We start from the raw sequence: 23,813 nt of genomic DNA, 5'->3' as shown, positions 1-23,813 counted from the left end.
ATCTGGAACAAGCTGAAAATTGAAACATGACAGCTGAAACTTATCCCTCCGTAGAACTATTGGGGTAAGGATTAACCTGTCATAGAGTCTCTCAAATAAACAGCACGACAGTGTCTCTGTTTACAGAAACACCTTCGGGTTGTGAGGTTAAGTGACTAAGCGTACACGGTGGATGCCTAGGCAGTCAGAGGCGATGAAGGGCGTGCTAATCTGCGAAAAGTGTCGGTAAGGTGATATGAACCGTTATAACCGGCAATACCCGAATGGGGAAACCCAGTGTGTTTCGACACACTATCGTATGGTGAATACATAGCCATACGAGGCGAACCGGGGGAACTGAAACATCTAAGTACCCCGAGGAAAAGAAATCAACCGAGATTCCCCTAGTAGCGGCGAGCGAACGGGGAACAGCCCAGAACCTGAATCAGTTCTTGTGTTAGTGGAAGCGTCTGGAAAGTCGCGCAGCAAAGGGTGATAGCCCCGTACACTAAAATGCATTAACTGTGAGTTCGATGAGTAGGGCGGGACACGTGACATCCTGTCTGAATATGGGGGGACCATCCTCCAAGGCTAAATACTCCTGACTGACCGATAGTGAACCAGTACCGTGAGGGAAAGGCGAAAAGAACCCCGGCGAGGGGAGTGAAATAGAACCTGAAACCGTGTACGTACAAGCAGTGGGAGCACCTTCGTGGTGTGACTGCGTACCTTTTGTATAATGGGTCAGCGACTTATATTTTGTAGCAAGGTTAACCGTATAGGGGAGCCGTAGGGAAACCGAGTCTTAACTGGGCGAATAGTTGCAAGGTATAGACCCGAAACCCGGTGATCTAGCCATGGGCAGGTTGAAGGTTGGGTAACACTAACTGGAGGACCGAACCGACTAATGTTGAAAAATTAGCGGATGACTTGTGGCTGGGGGTGAAAGGCCAATCAAACCGGGAGATAGCTGGTTCTCCCCGAAAGCTATTTAGGTAGCGCCTCGTGAACTCATCTTCGGGGGTAGAGCACTGTTTCGGCTAGGGGGCCATCCCGGCTTACCAAACCGATGCAAACTCCGAATACCGAAGAATGTTATCACGGGAGACACACGGCGGGTGCTAACGTCCGTCGTGAAGAGGGAAACAACCCAGACCGCCAGCTAAGGTCCCAAAGTCATGGTTAAGTGGGAAACGATGTGGGAAGGCATAGACAGCCAGGATGTTGGCTTAGAAGCAGCCATCATTTAAAGAAAGCGTAATAGCTCACTGGTCGAGTCGGCCTGCGCGGAAGATGTAACGGGGCTAAACCATGCACCGAAGCTGCGGCAGCGACGCTTAGGCGTTGTTGGGTAGGGGAGCGTTCTGTAAGCCGTTGAAGGTGAACTGTGAGGTTTGCTGGAGGTATCAGAAGTGCGAATGCTGACATAAGTAACGATAAAGCGGGTGAAAAACCCGCTCGCCGGAAGACCAAGGGTTCCTGTCCAACGTTAATCGGGGCAGGGTGAGTCGACCCCTAAGGCGAGGCCGAAAGGCGTAGTCGATGGGAAACAGGTTAATATTCCTGTACTCGGTGTTACTGCGAAGGGGGGACGGAGAAGGCTAGGCTAGCCGGGCGACGGTTGTCCCGGTTTAAGCGTGTAGGGGGAGTGACCTGGTAAATCCGGTTACTTACTAACCCTGAGGCGTGATGACGATGCACTACGGTGCAGAAGTAGTTGATGCCCTGCTTCCAGGAAAAGCCTCTAAGCATCAGGTAACATCAAATCGTACCCCAAACCGACACAGGTGGTCAGGTAGAGAATACCAAGGCGCTTGAGAGAACTCGGGTGAAGGAACTAGGCAAAATGGTGCCGTAACTTCGGGAGAAGGCACGCTGGCGCGTAGGTGAAGAGACTTGCTCTCGGAGCTGAAGCCAGTCGCAGATACCAGCTGGCTGCAACTGTTTAATAAAAACACAGCACTGTGCAAACACGAAAGTGGACGTATACGGTGTGACGCCTGCCCGGTGCTGGAAGGTTAATTGATGGGGTCAGCCGCAAGGCGAAGCTCTTGATCGAAGCCCCAGTAAACGGCGGCCGTAACTATAACGGTCCTAAGGTAGCGAAATTCCTTGTCGGGTAAGTTCCGACCTGCACGAATGGCGTAATGATGGCCAGGCTGTCTCCACCCGAGACTCAGTGAAATTGAACTCGCTGTGAAGATGCAGTGTACCCGCGGCAAGACGGAAAGACCCCGTGAACCTTTACTATAGCTTGACACTGAACATTGAGCCTTGATGTGTAGGATAGGTGGGAGGCTTTGAAGTGTGGACGCCAGTCTGCATGGAGCCAACCTTGAAATACCACCCTTTAATGTTTGATGTTCTAACTCGGCCCCGTAATCCGGGGTGAGGACAGTGTCTGGTGGGTAGTTTGACTGGGGCGGTCTCCTCCCAAAGAGTAACGGAGGAGCACGAAGGTTAGCTAATCACGGTCGGACATCGTGAGGTTAGTGCAAAGGCATAAGCTAGCTTGACTGCGAGAGTGACGGCTCGAGCAGGTACGAAAGTAGGTCTTAGTGATCCGGTGGTTCTGAATGGAAGGGCCATCGCTCAACGGATAAAAGGTACTCCGGGGATAACAGGCTGATACCGCCCAAGAGTTCATATCGACGGCGGTGTTTGGCACCTCGATGTCGGCTCATCACATCCTGGGGCTGAAGTAGGTCCCAAGGGTATGGCTGTTCGCCATTTAAAGTGGTACGCGAGCTGGGTTTAGAACGTCGTGAGACAGTTCGGTCCCTATCTGCCGTGGGCGTTGGAAGATTGAGAGGGGTTGCTCCTAGTACGAGAGGACCGGAGTGAACGCACCACTGGTGTTCGGGTTGTCATGCCAATGGCACTGCCCGGTAGCTAAGTGCGGAAAAGATAAGCGCTGAAAGCATCTAAGCGCGAAACTTGCCTCGAGATGAGTCTTCCCTGGGCCTTTAAGGTCCCTGAAGGAACGTTTAAGACTAAGACGTTGATAGGCTGGGTGTGTAAGTGCAGCGATGCATTGAGCTAACCAGTACTAATGATCCGTGAGGCTTAACCTTACAACACCGAAGGTGTTTTAGAGTAGACGACAATTTTCAGCGACGTTCCGAGATTGGTTTCAATGGCGACACGAGAGTGAAGCGGTTGGAATGAAACGAATTTGCCTGGCGGCAATAGCGCGGTGGTCCCACCTGACCCCATGCCGAACTCAGAAGTGAAACGCCGTAGCGCCGATGGTAGTGTGGGGTCTCCCCATGCGAGAGTAGGACACTGCCAGGCATCAATTAAGCCAAGAGGCCATCCGCAAGGATGGCCTTTTTGCTATGGGTCGGAAACAGAAATGCCCCTCACCCCCGCCCTCTCCCAGAGTACCAGCCGAGAACAACTGAACACCCGTGCGGAGGGAGAGGGAGCCGTCCGGCGTCGTGGATGAGCCCGTACTGCTTCGGAAAGTGGGGAGAGGTTGGGTTTGCCCGTACCGCTTCAGGACGTTGGAAGTAAGTAGAAAGATGAAGTATTACACAGAGAGATCCGCGAGCTCGATCGGTTCCCTCTCCCTGTGGGAGAGGGTTAGGGTGAGGGGACTATGCCTTTGTCTGCTTCAGCCACTGAACAATAAACCCAGCGATCGTTTCAGGCTGGTTGATATCAAGTAACGGCGCAACACCTTCTATCTTCCTATCGCTGGCGACGGCAATGACGTGCTGATCCAACATATCTGCAAGCGGTTTACCGACTTCCTCGCGATAGAGAACAATTTTGCTGATCTGTTCATGCTTGAACCCTTCCACCAGGATCAAATCCACCTTGCTGCGATCGAATCTGCCAGCCAGATACTGGAGATCTAAAGGCTGTTGTTCAGGTGTTTCGGTCATTAATGCCCAGCGCCGATCGCTGGCAACCAGCGTCTGGTCTGCACCGGCCTTGCGCAGTTCATAGCTGTCCTTACCAGGCGTATCAACATCCATATCATGGTGGGTATGCTTGATCAGGCCAACGCGCACCTGTTGCTGTTTTAATAGTGGGATCAATTGCTTAAGCAGCGTGGTTTTACCTGTGCCGCTATAGGCGGCGATAGCCAGCAAGGGTGGCAATAACTCCGTCATTGATCGCCCCCCTTTTCCTGCTGCCACTGTTGGCAATCTTCCGGGGTATTCAAATTACGGAAGGCGTCTTGCTGCCCACGGAACACCACCTGTTGTGCACCGACAGCCGCCATGAACAGCATCAATTTGCGTTCCCCCCGGGCTAGATAACGGGTGAGTTCCTCTGTCAGACTGGTATGCAATAAAGCGAAGGTTGGATGCTCACGCTCGCCATCGCAAGCATAGGCGGCCAGGGCATTGCCTTTATGCAGCCAAAGCTGTTCTACCAGGTTGAGAGGGAAATCGGGGACGTCGCAGGGGGCGCAGACAATCCATGGTGTGTTGGCATAAGTGAGGCCTGCCAATATGCCGGCTAAGGGGCCAGGGTAATCTGCCGTCAGATCGCCGACGACCTCTAAGCCGCTTTGCTGATAGCATTGCTGATTGCGATTGGCACTGATGATCACCTGGCTCACTTGTGGTGTTAATCGGCCCAGGACGTGCTGGTACAGCGTTTTATCCCCCACTTGCACCAATCCTTTATCTTTCCCTCCCATGCGGGTAGAGCGCCCACCGGCCAGAATAACGCCGGTTATATTTGCATGCATAGTCATCATCCAACCCCTCTCCAATGCCCTGATTGTAGCGCTAAACCTGTTCAGACATCATGATTTACCTTTATTGACACGCTGGTTCTTTCACTACGTAGTCAAGCCTGCTACTTTGTGGGTTTATCACTTCATTGGATGATATGTTGCTATGAAAACGCATCGCGTAAACGAACTGATTGAGCTTTTGCACCCGGCCTGGCAGCAGGATCCCGATCTCAACCTGATTCAGTTTCTGCAAAAGCTGGCACAGGAAGCGGGTTTTCAGGGTGAGTTAGGCGATCTGAGCGATGATATCTTGATCTATCATCTGAAAATGCGCGGCAGTGCGGGCACAGAACAGATCCCAGGCTTGAAGAAAGACTACGAAGAAGACTTTAAAACGGCGTTGCTGCGTGCCCGTGGCGTGATAAAAGATTAGCATTCATGCGGTGCGATCATCAGTGGCGGTGATTAGTGCTACTCTTTCTTATTCTTGGCACGCTGTTGTCATCTGGCGAACTGAACGGTTGTTATGAACAACTCTGCATTTAATTTTGAAACCCTTTCTCCCGATCTGATAATGGATGCGCTGGAAGGGATAGGTTTGCGTGTTGATTCAGGGCTGACGGCGCTCAACAGCTATGAAAACCGCGTATACCAGTTTATGGACGAAGATCGTCGGCGTTACGTGGTGAAATTTTATCGCCCAGAACGCTGGAGTGCAGAGCAAATCGGTGAAGAACACCGGTTCGCGCTGGATTTGTCGCACAACGAAATTCCGGCGGTCGCGCCGCTGGTATTACAGGGAAATACGCTGCACACCCATGCAGGCTTTTTCTTTACCGTATTTCCGAGCGTCGGTGGCCGACAGTACGAGATCGATAATCTGGAACAGCTGGAGTGGGTCGGGCGTTTTCTTGGCCGCATCCACCAGGTGGGTAGCGAAAGCCTGTTTACCGAGCGGCCGACCATTGGCATTGAAGAGTATCTCACAGAGCCCCGGCAGGTTCTGGCCAGCTGTGATTTAGTTCCCAAGGCCCAGCGCGAGACTTTCCTGCGGGCTACGGATACGTTGATTGACGCTATCAAACCGCACTGGCAACTGGATTGGCAACCGCTGCGTTTGCATGGCGATTGCCACCCAGGCAATATCTTGTGGCGTGATGGTCCGCTGTTCGTCGATCTTGACGATGCACGCAACGGGCCGGCAATACAGGATTTGTGGATGTTGTTACACGGCGAACGTCGCGATCGGCTGATGCAGCTGGATATCCTGCTGGAGGCCTATGGCGAATTTGCCGAATTTGATCAGCGCGAGTTGGCGTTGATCGAACCCTTGCGGGCCATGCGCATGGTGTATTACCTGGCATGGGTAGCGCGCCGTTGGCAGGATCCCGCGTTTCCAAAAAGTTTCCCGTGGATGGCGGAGTCTGATTTCTGGTTATCTCAGACTGCGGCATTTACTGAACAGGTTAAGCTGTTGCAGGAACCCCCTCTGCAGCTCATGCCAATGTATTGAAGCATTAACATAATGGAGAGTTTAGTGTTATGAAAAAAATTTGGTTGGCACTCGTTGGTATGGTGATGGCATTCAGTGCCTCCGCTGCGCAATTCAGTGACGGTACGCAATACATCACTTTGGATAAGCCGGTAACTGGCGAACCACAGGTGCTGGAGTTCTTCTCTTTCTACTGCCCGCACTGCTACCAGTTTGAAGAGACATACCATATTTCTGATGCGGTCAAAAAAGCGCTGCCTGAAGGCACCAAGATGACCAAATACCATGTGGAATTCCTGGGTCCATTGGGTAAGCAATTAACTCAGGCCTGGGCAGTTGCCATGGCTCTGGGTGTAGAAGACAAAATTACTCAGCCAATGTTTGAAGCGATTCAGAAAACTCAAACCGTGCAAACGCCTGACGATATCCGCAAGGTATTCGTCAATGCAGGCGTAGCAGGTGAAGACTATGACGCGGCTTTAAACAGCTTCGTGGTGAAATCTCTGGTGGCTCAGCAAGAGAAAGCGGCAGAAGATTTGCAACTGCGCGGCGTGCCAGCGGTATTTGTTAATGGCAAATACATGGTGAAAAACGATGGCCTGGATACCAGCAGCATGGACGTTTACGTCAAGCAATTTGCTGATGTCGTTAAGTTCCTGACCGAACAAAAGTAACCTGCAGCAAGAAATCAACGCCGGTTAATCCGGCGTTTTTTTTAACTTATTCACGCTTGAGCCTGTCTAGCAAACCATCTTTTTCCTGCCACAACGTATTCAGCCAAATCTGGAATTTACGTTTAAACAGTTTGTCATTGAAGTAATCCCCGTGCAGCGACTCATCAATCGGCAGGCATTCAATCCTGACGACAACCCGTTGCAAACGGCCACACAACATATCCATAAAGGGATGCTCACGGTTATCCGGATAGCACAAGGTGACATTCAGGATCTTATCAAATTGCTGGCCAAGCGCACTAAGCGTAAAGGCGATCCCGGCAGCTTTCGGGGCGAGCAAATTGCGGTAGGGTGAGCGGGTTTTAATTTTCTTGGCCTCGGTGAAACGAGACCCCTCAACGAAATTGACGATGGTGGTCGGGCGCAGGCGAAACTTGTCGCAGGAACGCCGCGTGGTTTCGATATCCTGCCCGCTTTTCTCTGGATGTCTGTGCAGATAGGCCCGCGAGTAGCGCTTCATAAAGGGCATATCCAACGCCCAGCAGGCCAGGCCGACGAAGGGGATCCAGGCCAGTTGCTGCTTTAGGAAGTACTTATTCATAGGTATATGGTGACGGAATAACACACACAGCACTACAATGTCCGACCAGCTTTTATGGTTGCTGATCAGCAAATACCAATTCTTTTTCTCCAGCCCGTGCAGCCCTTGAATATCCCACTGCAAGCGGGGATTAATTCGTAACAATACCGCTAGGCATTGGCACCAGCACCACATCGTCAGGTCAGCAAAGGCTGAAATGTATCGCCAAACGGCGGGCATGGGGATCAAAAGCTTAATGATACCGGCCAAAACAATGGGGATGGAGCACAGCATCGTTACGCCAATGGCAAGCAGCGCAGAAAAGATAAAAATAACAGGGGCTAGCAATTTTGGCATGGGTTTAGTGCTGACGGTTGAAGGAAACATCGTTAGATACGTCAGTACGTACCAACAAAAAAATATTTTAACAGAATCCTGGCCAAGAATACGCGGCTATAAGTAAGCGATTTTAACCTGGTAGAAATTGCCAGTTGTTAGCCGTTGGCGTGCAGATTTTCAATCTTGTGCTATGGTCATTGAGGTGCCTAAATTGATTAAACGTGCGATTAAACTCCGGCCCCAGTTATATCCACAAATTAACTGAAACACGATAAATAGCAAAACCGCCAACCCCCTCTTTCAACAGTGTGATTTGTCTAGGAATTTTATTCTCCATTATAACGATATTACCTTCGTTATAATTCAGTTGCTAAACTATGCACAAAGTTATCCACAGGCAGGATCTTGCGGATCGCTTCACAGGATCTCATCTAATTTGGACATATTGCACGCTAAGGTTCGTCACCAGCGGCTAGCTATGGCATCCTTACCCCAGTCCTTTTCACGAAAAAGAAACGTTATGGCCCAGATTGCAGAAAACCCATTAATCCTGGTGGATGGTTCCTCTTACCTTTACCGCGCCTACCACGCCTTCCCACCGCTGACAAACTCGGTCGGTGAGCCGACGGGAGCGATGTACGGTGTGCTGAACATGCTGCGCAGCCTGCTGTTGCAGTATACCCCCAGCCATGTGGCGGTGGTGTTTGATGCCAAAGGGAAGACCTTCCGTGACGAGCTGTTTGCCGAATATAAATCACATCGGCCACCGATGCCGGACGATTTGCGAGCGCAGATCGAACCGCTGCACCAGATGGTTAAAGCCATGGGGTTACCGTTGCTGGTTACACCTGGCGTAGAGGCCGATGACGTAATCGGCACTCTGGCGCTAGAGGCTGAGAAAGCGGGTCATGCCGTGTTGATCAGCACCGGCGACAAAGATATGGCTCAGTTGGTGACGCCGAATGTTACCCTGATCAATACCATGAACAACACCATCCTCGGCCCGCAGGAGGTCTGTGATAAATACGGTATTCCTCCTGAACTGATCATCGATTTCCTGGCGCTGATGGGGGATTCGTCAGATAACATCCCTGGCGTACCTGGGGTGGGTGAGAAAACGGCCCAGGCGCTGCTGCAAGGGTTAGGGGGCCTGGATCAGCTCTATGCCAATCTGGATAGCATTGCCACGCTGAGCTTCCGCGGTGCCAAGACCATGGCGGCCAAGCTGGAGCAGAACAAAGAGGTGGCCTATCTCTCTTACAAACTGGCGACAATCAAAACCGATGTTGAACTGGATCTGAAATGCAGTGAGCTGGAAGTGAGCCCACCGGATGTCGATCAACTGCAGGCGCTGTTTAAGCGCTACGAGTTCAAACGCTGGATGGCCGATGTTGAAGCCGGGACCTGGTTAGAAAACAAAGGGTCAGGTCGTAAGGCCAGCGCGGCAGCCAAGCCAGCCTCAACGGCAGAAGCACCAAGAGCCGCCGTAGAGCCTACCCTGTCGCAGGAAGGTTACGTCACCATTCTGGATGAGGAAACCTTCGCCGATTGGATGGAGCGCCTGAAACAGGCCGAAGTTTTTGCCTTCGATACCGAAACTGACGGCCTGGATACCCTGACGGCTAACCTGATCGGTCTGTCCTTCGCCATTGAGCCTGGCGTGGCGGCGTACCTGCCGGTTGCACACGATTATCTGGATGCTCCCCCACAGCTGGATCGCAACCACGTGCTGGCCATCCTGAAGCCGCTGCTGGAAGACGAAAAGGCGTTGAAGGTGGGGCAGAACCTGAAGTTCGATAAAAGCCTGCTAGCCCGCTATGACATCGATCTACGCGGTATCGCCTACGACACCATGCTGGAGTCCTACGTACTCGACAGCGTCAGTGGCCGTCACGATATGGATAGCCTGGCCGATCGCTACCTGGGCCATAAAACCATTACCTTCGAAGAGATCGCGGGCAAAGGCAAAAAACAGTTAACCTTTAACCAGATCGCCCTTGAAGAGGCGGGCCCTTATGCGGCAGAAGATGCCGACGTTACGCTACAGCTGCATTTGGCGATGTGGCCGCAGTTGAAAGAGAGTGAAGGCCTGCTGACGGTATTCAATGAGATTGAAATGCCGCTGTTGCCGGTGCTTTCCCATATCGAACGCACCGGGGTGCTGATCGATCCTAACATTCTGGCTGCTCACTCCATTGAGTTGACCAAGCGCCTCGGCGAGCTTGAAGTGCAGGCCCATGAATTGGCAGAAGAGCCGTTCAATCTGGCCTCGACCAAGCAGTTGCAGGCCATTTTGTATGAAAAGCAAAAGCTGCCGGTGCTGAAAAAGACCCCTGGCGGTGCTCCTTCAACCAATGAGGAAGTGCTGGCCGAGTTGGCGCTGGATTATCCGCTGCCTAAAGTGATCCTGGAATACCGTGGTCTGGCGAAGCTGAAAACCACCTATACCGACAAACTGCCGTTGATGATCAACCCGGTTAGCGGGCGGGTGCATACTTCCTATCACCAAGCCGTCACCGCCACCGGTCGCCTGTCATCCAGCGATCCAAACCTGCAAAACATTCCGGTACGTAACGATGAAGGGCGCCGTATCCGTCAGGCATTTATTGCGCCTGAGGGTTACCGTATTGTCGCGGCGGACTACTCGCAGATTGAACTGCGCATCATGGCCCATTTATCGCAGGACGAAGGCTTGCTCACAGCGTTTGCTGAAGGTAAGGACATACACCGGGCAACGGCGGCAGAAGTCTTTGGTCTGGCGTTGGAGAAGGTCACCAACGAACAGCGTCGCAGTGCCAAGGCGATTAACTTTGGTCTGATTTACGGCATGAGCGCATTTGGTTTGGCTCGCCAGTTGGGGATCCCGCGCGGCGAAGCGCAGCGCTATATGGATCTGTACTTCGAGCGCTACCCTGGCGTGCTGGAGTATATGGAGCGCACCCGTCAGCAGGCCGCCGAGCAGGGCTACGTCAGCACGCTGGATGGCCGCCGGTTGTATCTGCCGGACGTTCGCTCCAGTAACGGTATGCGTCGCAAGGCGGCCGAGAGAGCGGCGATTAACGCCCCTATGCAGGGCACTGCTGCGGATATCATCAAACGTGCGATGATTGAGGTGGATGCCTGGCTGCAAGGGCCTGAGAAGCCGCTGGTGCGCATGATCATGCAGGTACACGATGAACTGGTGTTTGAAATCCACGAGTCCGCCATCGAAGAGGCCAGCCTGCGCATTCATGAGTTAATGGAAAACAGTATGCAGCTGGCTGTTCCGCTGCGGGTGGACATCGGTGTAGGTAAAAACTGGGATGAGGCTCACTGATTACCCTGGGTGATACGTTATGGCCAGTTTTCGCTAACTGGCGAAAACCTAAGCACTTTTGGTAATTGAGCAACATCCTTCGGTGATTGTTTCGACTAAATTGGCGTTGTTAGTGCCCGGATCGTGTAAGTAAACTACAAAAAATTCTTTTGCAGCGTGAAAAAATGATGTAGAGTTACAGACGTAGGGTACAGAGGTAAGATGTTCTATCTTTCAGACCTTTTACTTCACGTAATCGGATTTGGCTGAATATTTAGCCGCCCCAGTCAGTATTGACTGGGGCGTTTTTTATTGTAAAAACAAAGCAAAAGCATCGATTTTCGTTATCCCCGCCTGCTCTTCTCCTGCCGTTCCTTTGGCTGATTTATCTGCATGTATCTCCTGACAGCGCACTATCTACCATAAGTTTTTATGATGGCTTTTAGTCAAAATTGTAATTAGATAACGAAATGCGGCCTCGTGTAGGGTGATAACGGGCGTAAAAAAGCCGATGTTTTAGCATCGGCTCTGCATGCGGCCCACTACGAAATACCCGCAGCGGTTATCATTCCCCGCCGATATCGTCTTCCGGCAGCACTTCCGGTGGGATCTCGTTAAACCAGGTATTCAACTTCTGGCTCAGTTTATCGACACCGATCTTTTTCGGTGACGAGAAGGCTTCCACCTGAATATCACCCATAAATGGCAGCACGGCCTCACGCACCATATTGAGTTGTGCCTTGCGGGCACCAGAGGCCAGCTTATCGGCCTTGGTCAGCAGGACCAGCACTGGCGTGCCAACGTCGACGGCCCACTGGATCATCTGTTGGTCCAGGTCTTTGAGCGGATGACGAATATCCATCAGCACCACCAGGCCTTTCAGGCAGTTACGCATTTGCAGGTATTCACCCAGCGCCCGCTGCCATTTCTTCTTCATCTCTTCCGGCACTTCGGCATAGCCATAGCCTGGCAGGTCGACCAGGCGAATGCCTTCTTCGACCTCGAACAGGTTAATCAGCTGGGTACGCCCCGGCGTTTTACTGGTACGTGCCAGGCCTTTCTGATTGGTCAGGGTATTCAGTGCGCTGGACTTACCGGCGTTGGAACGGCCGGCGAACGCAACTTCAATACCTTCATCCCCCGGTAGGTGGCGAATATCGGGTGCACTGGTGACGAAATGGGTCACATGGTAATTGTAGTTCTTGCTGGTCAAAATTTTCGTCTCCGTGAGGATGGCTATCTGGTGGGCGATTATAACTGCATCAGCGCTAAAAGGGTGTGTTTCTCGGTTATTAAGCGTTTTAACCACTGAGCCCTTGTGGCAAAAGGTCGACCGCCGTGTGAGACATTGACCATTCGAATTGGGGGTAATGTCGCTTTATTCGAAAGCTGTAAATATTTTATTTGTTATAAAACAGGGCATTGTAATTTCGTTAAGTAAAAGATCGTCGTAAGCCACCTGTAGGTATCTTGAGCACATCCCATAAAAGCGTAAAGTAGGTTGCAAGGCAGGAGGCCAAGGAAACAGGAACATCCAGGAAGGGTGAAAAATCTCAGGGAATACACAGGCAGTGTAATGAGTACCAGGATGATGTCAGATGGAATTGAAACTATTGGTGCCGGAGCGCACGAATAGTACACGGATGATGAAGTGACTGCAATTGGGACGCCCGCGGGAAGCGCACTCAGGAAGAGTGGAAGCGAACGGATCGCAGCACGGATGATTTTTTCTTTCAGGATGAAAGACGTAGTAGCAGGGAGCGCGGTTATCGCAGATGGAAAAACCGGGATGTTGAGTGTGCGCATGGAGCGCGGAGCAGGAATATCCTTCGAGTGAAGGTGCGAAATAGGCGGCAGGTTTTAACCTGCCGCCTTTTTTCTTTGTCTGCTTTCTGCTAGATTCCGCCGCAACCGTATAGCAATTCTATACTGGATCTACATACCTAAGAGTAAAAGCCATGAACCAGCCATCAAAAGCACCTCGCGGCCCACGCAGCAGCGCGGCGACGTCAAAAAGTAAAAAGAAAAGTCGTGTGGAGCTCGATCAGGAAGCGCGCGAGCGCAAGCGCCTGAAAAAGCGCCGTGGCCTGGCTTCCGGTTCACGTACCCAGGTTGAGTCTGCCAGCCAGAAAAATAAAACTGGCGCGCAACCCAAAGATCCTCGTCTCGGCAGTAAAGTGCCGGTTGCGCTGGTGGTCGACGCTAAAGTGAAGGCGACCAAGCCACAGCCAAAACCGAAGGCAGAAAAACCGCGCCTCACGCCAGAAGAAGAACTGACCAAGCTGGAAAACGATGAACGTCTGGATGCCTTGCTGGATCGCCTGGATGAAGGCGCCACGCTGAGCGCGGAAGATCAGGCGTACGTTGATCAAACCCTGGATCGTATTGATGCGCTGATGGAACAGCTGGGCATCGAACTGGGTGATGAAGACGACGAAGAGCAGGAAGAGAAGCAGGAAGATATTCTGAAACTGCTGAAAGGCGGTAACCCGAAAGACGTATTTTAAGCGGTTATGTGGCTGATCCCGGCAATAGCCCTACTGTTGACATGTTATCTACTGTGGTTATTCGGTAAACTGTGGCGGCTGTCGAAGCGCAAAACGCGTTTTCGCAGCGCTTCCGCGGCCAGACAGCGTAGACAACTGCCCATTTCCCGGCCCGGTAGGAAAAAATATCGGAAGGAGTGAGCAAGCATGTCAGAACAGACCATTGTCTGGGATTTGGCCCTGATCCAAAAATATAACTATTCAGGCCCGCGTTATACTTCATACCCCACGGCGCTGGAGTTTAACCAGGGCTATGACGAAGCTGCGTTCCAACGCGCGGCTACGCGCTACCCTGAGCGCCCGCTGTCGCTGTATGTCCATATTCCCTTCTGTCATAAGCTCTGCTATTTCTGCGGCTGCAATAAGCTGGTCACACGCCAGACTCACAAGGCCGATGAATACCTGGCCGTGTTGGAGCGGGAAATCATCGCTCGTGCCCCTCTGTTTGCCGGCCGCAAGGTCAGCCAACTGCATTGGGGCGGCGGTACGCCAACCTATCTGGATAAGCAGCAAATCAGTCGGCTGGTCGCCATGCTACGCCAGCACTTTGATTTCCAGCCAGCAATGGAGATGTCGATCGAAGTTGACCCGCGTGAAATCGAGCTGGACGTGCTGGACCACCTGCGTGCCGAAGGCTTCAACCGCCTCAGCATGGGAGTGCAGGACTTCAATAAAGAAGTGCAGCGTCTGGTTAACCGCGAGCAGGATGAAGAGTTCATTTTTGCCCTGATCTCCCGGGCTAAAGCGCTTGGCTTCAACTCGACCAATATCGATCTGATTTACGGCCTGCCGAAGCAGACGCCAGAGAGTTTTGCCTTCACCCTGCAACGGGTGGCGGAGCTGAACCCGGATCGCCTGAGCGTATTTAACTACGCCCATATGCCGAACCTGTTTGCTGCCCAACGTAAAATCAAGGACGCCGATCTACCTAGCGCCCAGCAGAAACTCGATATTCTGCAGCAAACCATCGCTTCGCTAACGGAGTCGGGCTATCAGTTTATCGGTATGGACCATTTTGCCCGGCCGAACGATGAGCTGGCCATTGCCCAGCGCGAAGGCAAACTGCACCGCAATTTCCAGGGTTATACCACCCAAGGGGACAGCGATCTGCTGGGCCTGGGGGTTTCTGCCATCAGCATGCTGGGTGACAGCTACGCGCAGAACCAGAAAGAGCTGAAGGTGTATTACGCTAACGTGGAAGAGCAGGGGAACGCCTTGTGGCGTGGCCTGGCGATGACGGAAGATGACTGCCTGCGTCGTGATGTGATCAAGACGCTAATCTGTAATTTCCAACTGGCCTATCAACCGATTGAGCAGCAATACGGCATTGCGTTTGCGGATTACTTTGCCGCCGATCTGGAATTACTGGCGCCGTTCGAACGTGACGGGCTGGTGGAGCGCGATGAGCATGGCATTCGCGTCACGCCTCGTGGGCGCTTGCTGATCCGTAATATTTGCATGTGCTTCGATATCTACCTGCGTAAACAGGCCCGCGCCCAACAGTTTTCCCGGGTTATCTGACGCCAACACCAAGGTGGATGTGTAGGGGCGCAGCGTGCTGCGCCCTGTTAACTGAAGAAATTGATCAGTGCGGCGCACAGCACCGTGGCAACGGCCGCCTGCGGTGAATGGCTGACGGCAGAGCCGACGTCTGCGCCTTGGGTAAGAAAGACGATGAGTGTATCCAGCATCAAAAGCCTCCTGAGTTTGCGTTTCGATCATACTGCTGTCGCATATCCGGTAAAAGCCTTAAATCGCTGGTTTTTTGTGCGCTGGATTGTATTTTTAATCATCTAGCGCCCCCTCTCTTACTCCATCCCTAATTCTTTCAGCTTACGCGTTAAGGTATTCCGGCCCCATCCCAACAGGCGGGCAGCTTCCTGCTTGTGCCCCTGGGTATGCCGTAGCGCGGTGGTGAGCAAAGTGCGCTCCATTTCCGGCTGAGCTTCGGACAACAGGTTTTGATGACCGGAACGTAACGCGCGGTCGGCCCACTGTGCCAACAACGTGGCCCAACTGTCCGGTAAGCCGTGGCTACTGGCTTGCGGCGCGGCGGTTTCAAACAGCTCTGAGGGCAGATCCTGGATCAGCACTTCTTGCCCGGCGGCCATCACGGTCAGCCAGCGGCAGGTGTTTTCCAACTGGCGTACGTTGCCTGGCCACGGCAGGCGAGTGAGGGCGGTTTCGGTTTCCGGATGCAGGTTCTTCGCCTCCACACCCAACTCTTTCGCAGCCACCTGAAGGAAATAGCGCGCCAGGCGCGGAATATCCTCACGGCGTTCACGCAGCGGCGGCAGATGTACGCGGATCACGTTCAGGCGGTGGAACAGATCTTCACGGAATTTGCCCTCCTGAACGCGCAACTCCAGGTTCTGGTGCGTGGCGGCAATGATACGCACGTCTACCTTTACCGGCGCATAGCCACCCACGCGATAGAACTGACCATCCGCCAATACGCGCAGCAAGCGGGTTTGCACATCCAGCGGCATATCCCCGATTTCATCCAGGAACAGCGTACCACCGTCGGCCTGTTCAAAACGGCCCTGACGGATCTGATTGGCGCCGGTAAACGCCCCTTTCTCATGGCCGAACAGTTCAGATTCGATCAGGTCTTTGGGGATCGCGGCCATGTTCAGGGCGATAAACGGAGATTTGACGCGTGGGCTGTGGCGATGCAACGCATGGGCGACCAGCTCTTTCCCAGTTCCCGACTCCCCGTTGATCAGCACGCTGATGGAGGAACGTGACAGGCGGCCGATAATGCGGAACACATCCTGCATTGCCGGGGCCTCACCAATAATATCGGCGACAGGATCGTTGGCAGGCTGGCTGCGAGCGGGTTGCTGCTGCTCTTGATAGTGGCTGATGGCACGTTCTACCAGAGCAACGGCCTCATCAATATCAAAGGGTTTTGGCAGGTAATCGAATGCCCCTTGTTGATAGGCGCTAACCGCCGCGTCCAGATCCGAATGTGCCGTCATTATGATGACCGGGAGCATCGGGTGACGCTGTTTGATCTGCTTGAGCAGCGCCAGGCCATCCATACCCGGCATGCGGATATCTGATAGCAGCACGTCGGGAGTTTGCGTGGCCAATGCTTCCAACACGGCATTGCCGCTGTCGAAGGTGACGCTGTTCACCCCGGCTCCGGTGAGCGCACGCTCTAGCACCCAGCGGATGGAGCTATCGTCATCGACGATCCAGACTATCCCTCGTTGCATAGCACAAACCTCACTGGCGAATAGGCAGGAAAACCGAGAATTCGGTGTGACCTGGCCAACTGTTAAATTCAATTTTTCCGCAATGCTGATCGATTAGATTACGGGCGATGGATAACCCCAGGCCGGTACCGCCTTCGCGGCCGCTGACCATTGGGTAGAACAGAGTGTCTTGCAACTGGGCCGGTACGCCCGGGCCGTCATCCTCAACATCGATCCGTGCCGCCAGCCGGTAGCGGGTGCCGTGCAGGGTGATCTGAAACGCGGTACGCGTGCGCAGCGTGATGGTGCCACCGGTTTCGCTCAGCGCCTGCAGCGCGTTGCGGGTGATATTGAGCAATACTTGCTCGATTTGATCGGGATCGTGCGCCAGTTCCGGCAGGCTAGGGTCGTAATCACGCACCAGCGTGACGTTATCGGGTTTCTCCAACGACACCAGTTGGAAGACCCGTTCCGCTACCTGATGGATACTCTGGGTAATATGTTGGCCGGGGCGCTGTGGCCCTAGCAGGCGATCTACCAGATTACGCAGCCGATCGGCCTGTTCGATGATCACCTTGGTGTATTCCGTCAGCGAAGGGTCTGGCAAAGCTTTGGCCAGCAACTGCGCGGCACCCCGCAAACCGCCGAGCGGATTTTTGATTTCATGCGCCAGGCCGCGCACCAGATCGCGAGCCGCAACCTGTTGGGCGTGCTGTAACTGCTCCTGGCTGAGGCGACGCTGATTGTCCATTGGGGCCAGCTCAAGCAGAATAAAGCCATCTGGCAGCGCCTGAGCGGTCAGGGAGAGGATATGGGCGCGGCTGTCGACCACCAGGGTCACTTCGTTATCGGTAAAGCCCTGGCCGGCATGCAGGCTTTCGCGCATCAGATCGATATTCAGCGAAAAATAGCCAAGTAAATCGGGCAGCGGTGTACCGAAAAGTTTACGAGAACTCTGTGCCAGCAGCTGTTGTGCCGCCGGGTTGGCGTAGTGGATCGCCAGTGTGTCATCCAACAGCAAAATGCTGTTGATGAGAGAATTGAGGATCTGCCCAGCATCGGGCAGCTTGCCGGTTGCCATACAGCAGTCTCCTGCACCTTTTTAGTGCATCCATCCTACTCCATCCGCAACCATCACGGTATGAAATAGTTTTGCAGAATATACGGTGGAGAAAAAAGCCCATCCGAAGATGGGCTAAAAGTTTCCACGGCAACAAAAAAACGGCTACTAATACTTAGGACGCCCCATCCGTAGACAGCGCGGGTATGACTTAAACGCTGTAATACAGTTCGAACTCAACTGGGTGTGGCGTCATGCGCACGCGATCCATCTCTTCTTTACGCAGTTCGATGTAGGCATCGATCGCGTCGTCGGTGAATACGCCACCGCGGGTCAGGAATTCACGGTCTTCGTTCAGTGCGGCCATTGCTTCATCCAGTGAGCCAGCCACTTTTGGAATTTCAGCTTCTTCTTCCGGCGGCAGGTCATACAGGTTTTTATCCATGGCATCGCCAGGGTGGATCTTGTTGATCACGCCGTCCAGGCCAGCCATCAGCAGTGCAGCGAAGCACAGGTATGGGTTAGCCGCTGGGTCCGGGAAACGAGCTTCGATACGGCGCGCTTTCGGGCTGGCAACCACTGGGATACGGATAGACGCAGAGCGGTTACGGGCAGAGTAAGCCAGCATAACCGGCGCTTCGTAACCTGGGACCAGACGCTTGTAGGAGTTGGTGGTCGGGTTGGCCAGGGCGTTGATCGCTTTAGCGTGTTTGATGATGCCGCCAATGTAGAACAGCGCCATTTCAGACAGGCCGCCGTACTTGTCGCCAGCGAACAGGTTGGTACCGTTCTTGGACAGTGACATGTGGCAGTGCATACCTGAGCCGTTATCGCCGAACATCGGTTTTGGCATGAAGGTCGCGGTTTTGCCAAATGCGTGAGCCACGTTGTGAACCACGTATTTGTAGATTTGGATTTCGTCGGCTTTCTTGGTCATGGTATTGAAGCGGGTAGCCACTTCGTTCTGACCTGCGGTTGCCACTTCGTGGTGGTGAGCTTCAACCACCAGGCCCATTTCTTCCATGGTCAGACACATGGTAGAACGGATGTCCTGTGAAGAGTCGACCGGTGGCACTGGGAAGTAACCGCCTTTGACCGCTGGACGGTGGCCTTTGTTGCCGCCTTCGAGTTTGGTGCTGGAGTTCCAGGCACCTTCGATATCATCAATAGCAACCATAGAACCACGGATGCTGCTACCGAAACGAATGTCGTCAAACAGGAAGAACTCTGGTTCTGGCCCGAACAGCACGGTATCGGCGATGCCGGAAGAGCGCAGGAAGTCTTCAGCACGCTTGGAGATTGAGCGTGGGTCACGATCGTAGCCCTGCATGGTGCCTGGCTCGAGGATGTCACAACGAATGATCAGGGTAGACTCTTCGAAGAACGGATCCAGAACCGCCGTGCTGGCGTCTGGCATCAGGACCATGTCAGATTCGTTGATGCCCTTCCAACCACCGATTGAGGAGCCGTCAAACATTTTACCTTCTTCGAAGAAGTCGGCATTTACCTGATGAGCAGGGATGGTGACGTGTTGTTCTTTACCCTTGGTGTCAGTGAAACGCAGGTCTACGAATTTCACTTCATGCTCATTCAGCATCGTCAAAACGTGTTCAGCGGACATACTTAACTCTCCCGGATTTATCGTTGTCATCGTCGTGGAACGAATCTGTGTAACTGGCCTGTTTTGCCTTGTGTAGACTAAAGCGAAAACTGTGCCAACTTTTAAAAAGCGAAAAAATCGCCGGTTTGTGCGGGTTTTGCTCATTGCCAGTATGCACCATTAGCGATGCAATGCACTATGGTGGTGCAAATAACCTGGGGTAGGGCACTAGAATGGTGCAAAACATCATCGATTGCTGCTTTTTGCACCGTGAAAGGGATCACAAACTAGCCTGTACACAGTTGTTTATAAGAGAGTGTTGTGATCTTGTTTAGTACCTCGCTTAATACGTGTACAATAGCGCGCTATTTCTAATGCCTGAGGCAAAGCTGTGATCGAAAATTTGCGTAACATCGCCATTATTGCCCACGTTGACCATGGTAAGACCACCCTGGTTGACAAGTTGCTGCAACAATCCGGTACTTTCGGAGAGCGTTCAGAAGCGACAGAACGCGTAATGGACTCCAACGATTTGGAGAAAGAGCGTGGGATTACCATCCTCGCAAAAAACACCGCCATTAATTGGAAAGACTACCGCATCAACATCGTAGACACCCCAGGACACGCCGACTTCGGCGGCGAGGTAGAGCGCGTGATGTCAATGGTCGACTCGGTGCTGCTGGTTGTGGATGCAATGGATGGCCCAATGCCGCAAACCCGTTTCGTGACCAAGAAAGCGTTTGCTAATGGTCTGAAACCGATCGTGGTAATCAACAAGGTTGACCGCCCTGGCGCGCGTCCTGACTGGGTTGTGGATCAGGTCTTCGACCTGTTCGTTAACCTGGACGCTACCGACGAACAGCTCGACTTCCCAATCATCTATGCATCCGCATTGATGGGTATCGCTGGTCTTGACCATAACGATATGGCCGAAGACATGACTCCGCTGTACCAGGCGATTGTCGATCACGTCTCTGCGCCGCAGGTTGAGCTGGAAGCACCTTTCCAGATGCAGATCTCGCAGCTGGACTACAACAACTACGTGGGCGTTATCGGCATCGGCCGTATCAAGCGTGGTAAAGTGAAGCCTAACCAGCAGATCACCCTGATCGACAGCGAAGGCAAAACCCGTAACGGTAAAATCGGTAAAGTGCTGACCCATATGGGTCTGGAACGTATCGAAGCCACCGTTGCCGAAGCGGGCGACATCGTTGCCATCACCGGCCTGGGCGAGCTGAACATCTCCGACACCATTTGTGATGTGAACGCGGTTGAAGCGTTGCCAGCACTGTCGGTTGATGAACCTACCGTAAGCATGTTCTTTAACGTCAATACCTCACCGTTCTGTGGTAAAGAAGGCAAGTTCGTGACTTCACGCCAAATCCTTGAGCGTCTGAACAAGGAACTGGTACACAACGTGGCGTTGCGCGTTGAAGAAACCGAAGATGCTGACGCATTCCGTGTTTCAGGCCGTGGTGAGCTTCACCTGTCGGTTCTGATCGAAAACATGCGTCGTGAAGGTTTTGAACTGGCGGTTTCCCGTCCGAAAGTTATCTTCCGCGAAATCGATGGCCGCAAGCAAGAGCCGTTCGAGAACGTGACGCTGGATATCGAAGAACAGCACCAGGGTTCTGTGATGCAGGCGATGGGTGAGCGTAAAGCTGACCTGAAAAACATGGATCCAGATGGCAAGGGCCGTGTGCGTCTTGACTACGTGATCCCAAGCCGTGGCCTGATCGGTTTCCGTAACGAATTCATGACCATGACTTCTGGTACCGGTCTGCTGTACTCCACCTTCAGCCACTACGACGATGTGCGTCCGGGCGAAGTGGGCCAGCGTCAGAACGGCGTGCTGATCTCTAACGGCCAGGGCAAAGCGGTAGCGTTCGCTCTGTACGGTCTGCAAGATCGCGGCAAGCTGTTCCTGGGCCACGGTGCTGAAGTGTATGAAGGCCAGATCATCGGTATCCACTCACGTTCTAACGACCTGACCGTGAACTGCCTGACCGGTAAGAAACTGACCAACATGCGCGCATCGGGTACCGATGAAGCGACTACCCTGGTTCCGGCCATCAAAATGTCTCTGGAGCAAGCTCTGGAATTCATCGATGATGACGAACTGGTAGAAGTGACGCCAATCTCGATCCGTATCCGTAAGCGTCACCTGACGGAAAACGATCGTAAGCGTGCCAACCGCGGTCCTAAAGAAGCTTAATTCGCCGATTTAATCCGCAATACTTAGGGCGTGTCACAGCGCCCTGAGTTTTTTCCTCTGTCTTTCCCCCTTTCTGCGGCGCGCCATGCGCTTTTCACACTGCTCCCTGTTCAGCCTTAACTTTTCCCGTTACAGTGAAATCTCACTGGCCCATGGGAGAGGACTATGCTGTATATCTTTGATTTAGGTAATGTGATTGTCGATATCGATTTCAAACGTGTACTGGGCGTGTGGAGCAACCTGAGCGGCACACCGCTGGCGACGTTGTCCGAACGTTTTAGCATGGGTGAGGTATTCCAACAGCACGAGCGCGGCGAGATTAGCGACGAAGACTTTGCGGCCAAACTCTGTGAAGAGATGGGGATAGCGCTCAGTTTCGAGCAGTTTGCCACCGGCTGGCAGGCGGTATTTGTCGCCCTGCGCCCTGAAGTGATCGAGATTATGCACCGTCTGCGCAACGAAGGGCATCGCGTGGTGGTGTTATCGAATACCAACCGTCTGCACTGCAATTATTGGCCTCAGCATTACCCTCAGGTCGCTGAAGCGGCCGACCACATGTATCTGTCGCAGGATCTAGGCATGCGCAAACCCGATGCCAACATCTATCAGCACGTACTGAAGGCGGAAAACACTCCGGCGGATCAGGCGGTATTCTTTGACGATGTGGCGGCGAACGTAGAAGCGGCCGCAGCGCTGGGGATTAAGGCGGTACACGTCATCGATCGCCAGGTTGTGCCGGCTTATTTTGCTCAATGATCAGCGTACGTTAAGCTTAAGGCGTCCAGACTGACATTTAGGATAAAGCTATGTCGTTTTTCCGCCGCAAAAAGCTGCCATCGTCGATCAAACCCGGAATAACCTTCGGGCGGTTGCTGATTAAACGTATTGATGAGGATGGCCTGACCATGTTGGCGGGCCATCTGGCCTATGTCTCGCTACTTTCCCTGGTGCCGCTGATCACCGTGGTGTTTGCGCTGTTTGCCGTTTTCCCGATGTTTGCGGATATCAGCGTGCAGCTAAAAAGCTTTATTTTCTCCAACTTTATGCCTGCCGCCGGTAACGTGCTGCAACGATATCTGGAGCAGTTTGTTGCCAACTCCAGCAAGATGACCGCCGTGGGGATCTGCGGCCTGATTGTCACCGCGCTGCTGCTGATCTATTCGGTGGATAGCGTGTTGAACACCATCTGGCGCAGTAAGAACCAGCGGCCAATCGTGGTTTCCTTTGCCGTTTACTGGATGGTGCTAACCCTCGGCCCGCTGTTGGTGGGGGCCAGTATGGCGATCAGCTCCTATCTGTTGTCGCTAAACTGGTTAGCGCAAAGCGGCGTTAACAGCCTGGTGGATGAGGTGCTGCGCATCTTCCCGCTGCTCCTGTCCTGGGTCTCTTTCTGGTTGTTATACAGCGTGGTGCCCACGGTACGCGTGCCTGCGAAAGATGCGTTGATCGGGGCGCTGGTGGCCGGGGTGTTGTTCGAGCTGGGTAAGAAAGCTTTTGCGCTGTATGTCACCATGTTCCCTTCCTACCAGCTGATCTACGGCGTGCTGGCGGTGATCCCGATTTTATTTTTATGGGTCTACTGGAGCTGGTGTATCGTGTTATTGGGCGCCGAAATCACCGTTACGCTGGGTGAGCACCGCCTTTACCAGCAGCAGAAAGCAGAACAACAGCAAAAAGAGGAGCAGGAAGGAACGTTATGATTGCGTTAATTCAACGGGTATTAAACGCCAGCGTTACGGTAGAAGGTCAGACAGTAGGCAAGATTGGCCCCGGTTTGTTAGTGTTATTGGGCGTTGAGCAGGACGATAACGAGCAAAAAGCCCAACGCCTGTGTGAGCGGGTGCTGGGGTATCGCATCTTCGGCGACGAGGATGACAAGATGAATCTTAACGTTCAGCAGGCTGGTGGTAGCCTGTTGGTGGTGTCGCAGTTCACCCTGGTAGCCGATACCCAGAAAGGCATGCGGCCAAGTTTTTCGCGCGGTGCGGTGCCGCAGGAGGCCGATCGGCTATACCGCTATTTTGTTGGGCAGTGCCAGGAACGGGGTATTGAAACCCAGACCGGTGAGTTTGCCGCCGATATGCAGGTGGCATTGGTGAACGATGGCCCGGTGACGTTCTGGCTGCAGGTTTAAAGA

Annotated in this window: 19 protein-coding genes and 2 rRNA genes; 13 read left to right on the top strand and 8 right to left on the bottom strand. The window is 53.2% G+C overall.

What is annotated here, in order from left to right; genetic code table 11:
* Nucleotides 1-145: 145 nt before the first annotated feature.
* Together KGP17_RS27020 and rrf are read left to right on the top strand one after the other, a co-directional pair.
* Nucleotides 146-3,053: ribosomal RNA gene (locus KGP17_RS27020) — 23S ribosomal RNA — on the top strand.
* Between the two features lie 104 nt (nt 3,054-3,157).
* Nucleotides 3,158-3,273 (top strand): 5S ribosomal RNA (rrf, locus tag KGP17_RS27015).
* Nucleotides 3,274-3,578: 305 nt separating this feature from the next.
* Here rrf and mobB read toward each other — a convergent pair.
* Both mobB and mobA read right to left on the bottom strand, forming a co-directional pair.
* The gene (mobB, locus tag KGP17_RS27010) at nt 3,579-4,100 is read right to left on the bottom strand and encodes a molybdopterin-guanine dinucleotide biosynthesis protein MobB (protein WP_094983259.1); all 522 of its coding nucleotides are present in this window, start codon (nt 4,098-4,100) and stop codon (nt 3,579-3,581) included.
* Nucleotides 4,097-4,687, bottom strand: a complete 591-nt coding sequence (gene mobA / locus KGP17_RS27005) for a molybdenum cofactor guanylyltransferase MobA (RefSeq protein WP_094983260.1) — start codon at nt 4,685-4,687, stop codon at nt 4,097-4,099. Before mobA ends, mobB begins: the two co-directional genes overlap by 4 nt.
* Before the next feature lie 151 nt (nt 4,688-4,838).
* On the opposite strand from mobA, the gene KGP17_RS27000 reads away from it, so the two are divergent.
* From KGP17_RS27000 to dsbA, 3 genes are all read left to right on the top strand, one after another.
* Nucleotides 4,839-5,108 (top strand): YihD family protein, encoded by a 270-nt coding sequence (locus tag KGP17_RS27000; protein ID WP_059199298.1) that lies wholly within the window; start codon nt 4,839-4,841, stop codon nt 5,106-5,108.
* Between the two features lie 93 nt (nt 5,109-5,201).
* Entirely contained in the window at nt 5,202-6,188 is a 987-nt protein-coding gene (locus KGP17_RS26995; RefSeq protein ID WP_071683787.1) for a serine/threonine protein kinase, read from the top strand.
* A gap of 29 nt (nt 6,189-6,217) precedes the next feature.
* Entirely contained in the window at nt 6,218-6,841 is a 624-nt protein-coding gene (gene dsbA / locus KGP17_RS26990; RefSeq protein ID WP_024482970.1) for a thiol:disulfide interchange protein DsbA, read from the top strand.
* A 46-nt stretch (nt 6,842-6,887) separates the two neighbouring features.
* On the opposite strand, the gene KGP17_RS26985 is transcribed toward dsbA, so the two are convergent.
* Nucleotides 6,888-7,727 carry an acyltransferase gene (locus tag KGP17_RS26985; RefSeq protein WP_245398330.1) on the bottom strand — a complete coding sequence of 280 codons (840 nt, stop codon included), beginning with the start codon at nt 7,725-7,727 and terminating at the stop codon, nt 6,888-6,890.
* Here KGP17_RS26985 and KGP17_RS26980 point away from each other — a divergent pair.
* Entirely contained in the window at nt 7,639-7,884 is a 246-nt protein-coding gene (locus tag KGP17_RS26980) for a hypothetical protein (protein ID WP_223499741.1), read from the top strand. The two genes, KGP17_RS26985 and KGP17_RS26980, sit on opposite strands and share 89 nt — an antisense overlap.
* 396 nt (nt 7,885-8,280) lie before the next feature.
* A complete protein-coding gene (polA, locus tag KGP17_RS26975; RefSeq protein ID WP_209523660.1) occupies nt 8,281-11,076 on the top strand; it encodes a DNA polymerase I in 2,796 nt (931 codons plus the stop codon).
* Between the two features lie 544 nt (nt 11,077-11,620).
* On the opposite strand, the gene yihA is transcribed toward polA, so the two are convergent.
* Entirely contained in the window at nt 11,621-12,268 is a 648-nt protein-coding gene (yihA, locus tag KGP17_RS26970) for a ribosome biogenesis GTP-binding protein YihA/YsxC (RefSeq protein WP_024482967.1), read from the bottom strand.
* Nucleotides 12,269-13,013: 745 nt separating this feature from the next.
* Here yihA and yihI point away from each other — a divergent pair.
* The gene (yihI, locus tag KGP17_RS26965; protein WP_223498636.1) at nt 13,014-13,562 is read left to right on the top strand and encodes a Der GTPase-activating protein YihI; all 549 of its coding nucleotides are present in this window, start codon (nt 13,014-13,016) and stop codon (nt 13,560-13,562) included.
* Between the two features lie 186 nt (nt 13,563-13,748).
* The gene (gene hemN / locus KGP17_RS26960; RefSeq protein WP_223498635.1) at nt 13,749-15,122 is read left to right on the top strand and encodes an oxygen-independent coproporphyrinogen III oxidase; all 1,374 of its coding nucleotides are present in this window, start codon (nt 13,749-13,751) and stop codon (nt 15,120-15,122) included.
* A gap of 47 nt (nt 15,123-15,169) precedes the next feature.
* Here the strand turns inward: hemN and KGP17_RS26955 are convergent, their stop codons facing one another.
* The 4 genes from KGP17_RS26955 to glnA all read right to left on the bottom strand — a co-directional run bounded on the left by KGP17_RS26955 (nt 15,170) and on the right by glnA (nt 19,482).
* Nucleotides 15,170-15,292, bottom strand: coding sequence for a YshB family small membrane protein (locus KGP17_RS26955; protein WP_137751101.1), 123 nt, complete (start codon nt 15,290-15,292; stop codon nt 15,170-15,172).
* A gap of 117 nt (nt 15,293-15,409) precedes the next feature.
* Entirely contained in the window at nt 15,410-16,822 is a 1,413-nt protein-coding gene (gene glnG, locus KGP17_RS26950; protein WP_024527821.1) for a nitrogen regulation protein NR(I), read from the bottom strand.
* 10 nt (nt 16,823-16,832) lie between these two features.
* Nucleotides 16,833-17,882, bottom strand: a complete 1,050-nt coding sequence (glnL, locus tag KGP17_RS26945) for a nitrogen regulation protein NR(II) (RefSeq protein WP_065683705.1) — start codon at nt 17,880-17,882, stop codon at nt 16,833-16,835.
* Between the two features lie 190 nt (nt 17,883-18,072).
* Complete coding sequence (gene glnA, locus KGP17_RS26940) at nt 18,073-19,482, bottom strand: glutamate--ammonia ligase (protein WP_024482962.1); 1,410 nt, start codon at nt 19,480-19,482, stop codon at nt 18,073-18,075.
* 370 nt (nt 19,483-19,852) lie between these two features.
* Here glnA and typA point away from each other — a divergent pair, with 370 nt between their 5' ends.
* The 4 genes from typA to dtd all read left to right on the top strand — a co-directional run bounded on the left by typA (nt 19,853) and on the right by dtd (nt 23,810).
* Entirely contained in the window at nt 19,853-21,676 is a 1,824-nt protein-coding gene (gene typA, locus KGP17_RS26935; RefSeq protein ID WP_059199303.1) for a ribosome-dependent GTPase TypA, read from the top strand.
* A 165-nt stretch (nt 21,677-21,841) separates the two neighbouring features.
* Nucleotides 21,842-22,432: a glucose-1-phosphatase gene (yihX, locus tag KGP17_RS26930; protein ID WP_024482960.1), complete on the top strand. Its 591-nt coding sequence runs from the start codon at nt 21,842-21,844 to the stop codon at nt 22,430-22,432.
* Between the two features lie 50 nt (nt 22,433-22,482).
* Nucleotides 22,483-23,376: a virulence factor BrkB family protein gene (locus tag KGP17_RS26925; RefSeq protein WP_209555075.1), complete on the top strand. Its 894-nt coding sequence runs from the start codon at nt 22,483-22,485 to the stop codon at nt 23,374-23,376.
* The gene (gene dtd, locus KGP17_RS26920) at nt 23,373-23,810 is read left to right on the top strand and encodes a D-aminoacyl-tRNA deacylase (protein WP_024527827.1); all 438 of its coding nucleotides are present in this window, start codon (nt 23,373-23,375) and stop codon (nt 23,808-23,810) included. Before KGP17_RS26925 ends, dtd begins: the two co-directional genes overlap by 4 nt.
* The last annotated feature ends 3 nt before the right edge of the window (nt 23,811-23,813 follow it).

This window comes from Serratia sp. JSRIV001, from assembly GCF_019968745.1.
Lineage (GTDB): Bacteria > Pseudomonadota > Gammaproteobacteria > Enterobacterales > Enterobacteriaceae > Chania > Chania fonticola_B.
Note: the sequence above shows the minus strand (reverse complement) of the source record. Positions and strands in the feature narration are given on the sequence as shown.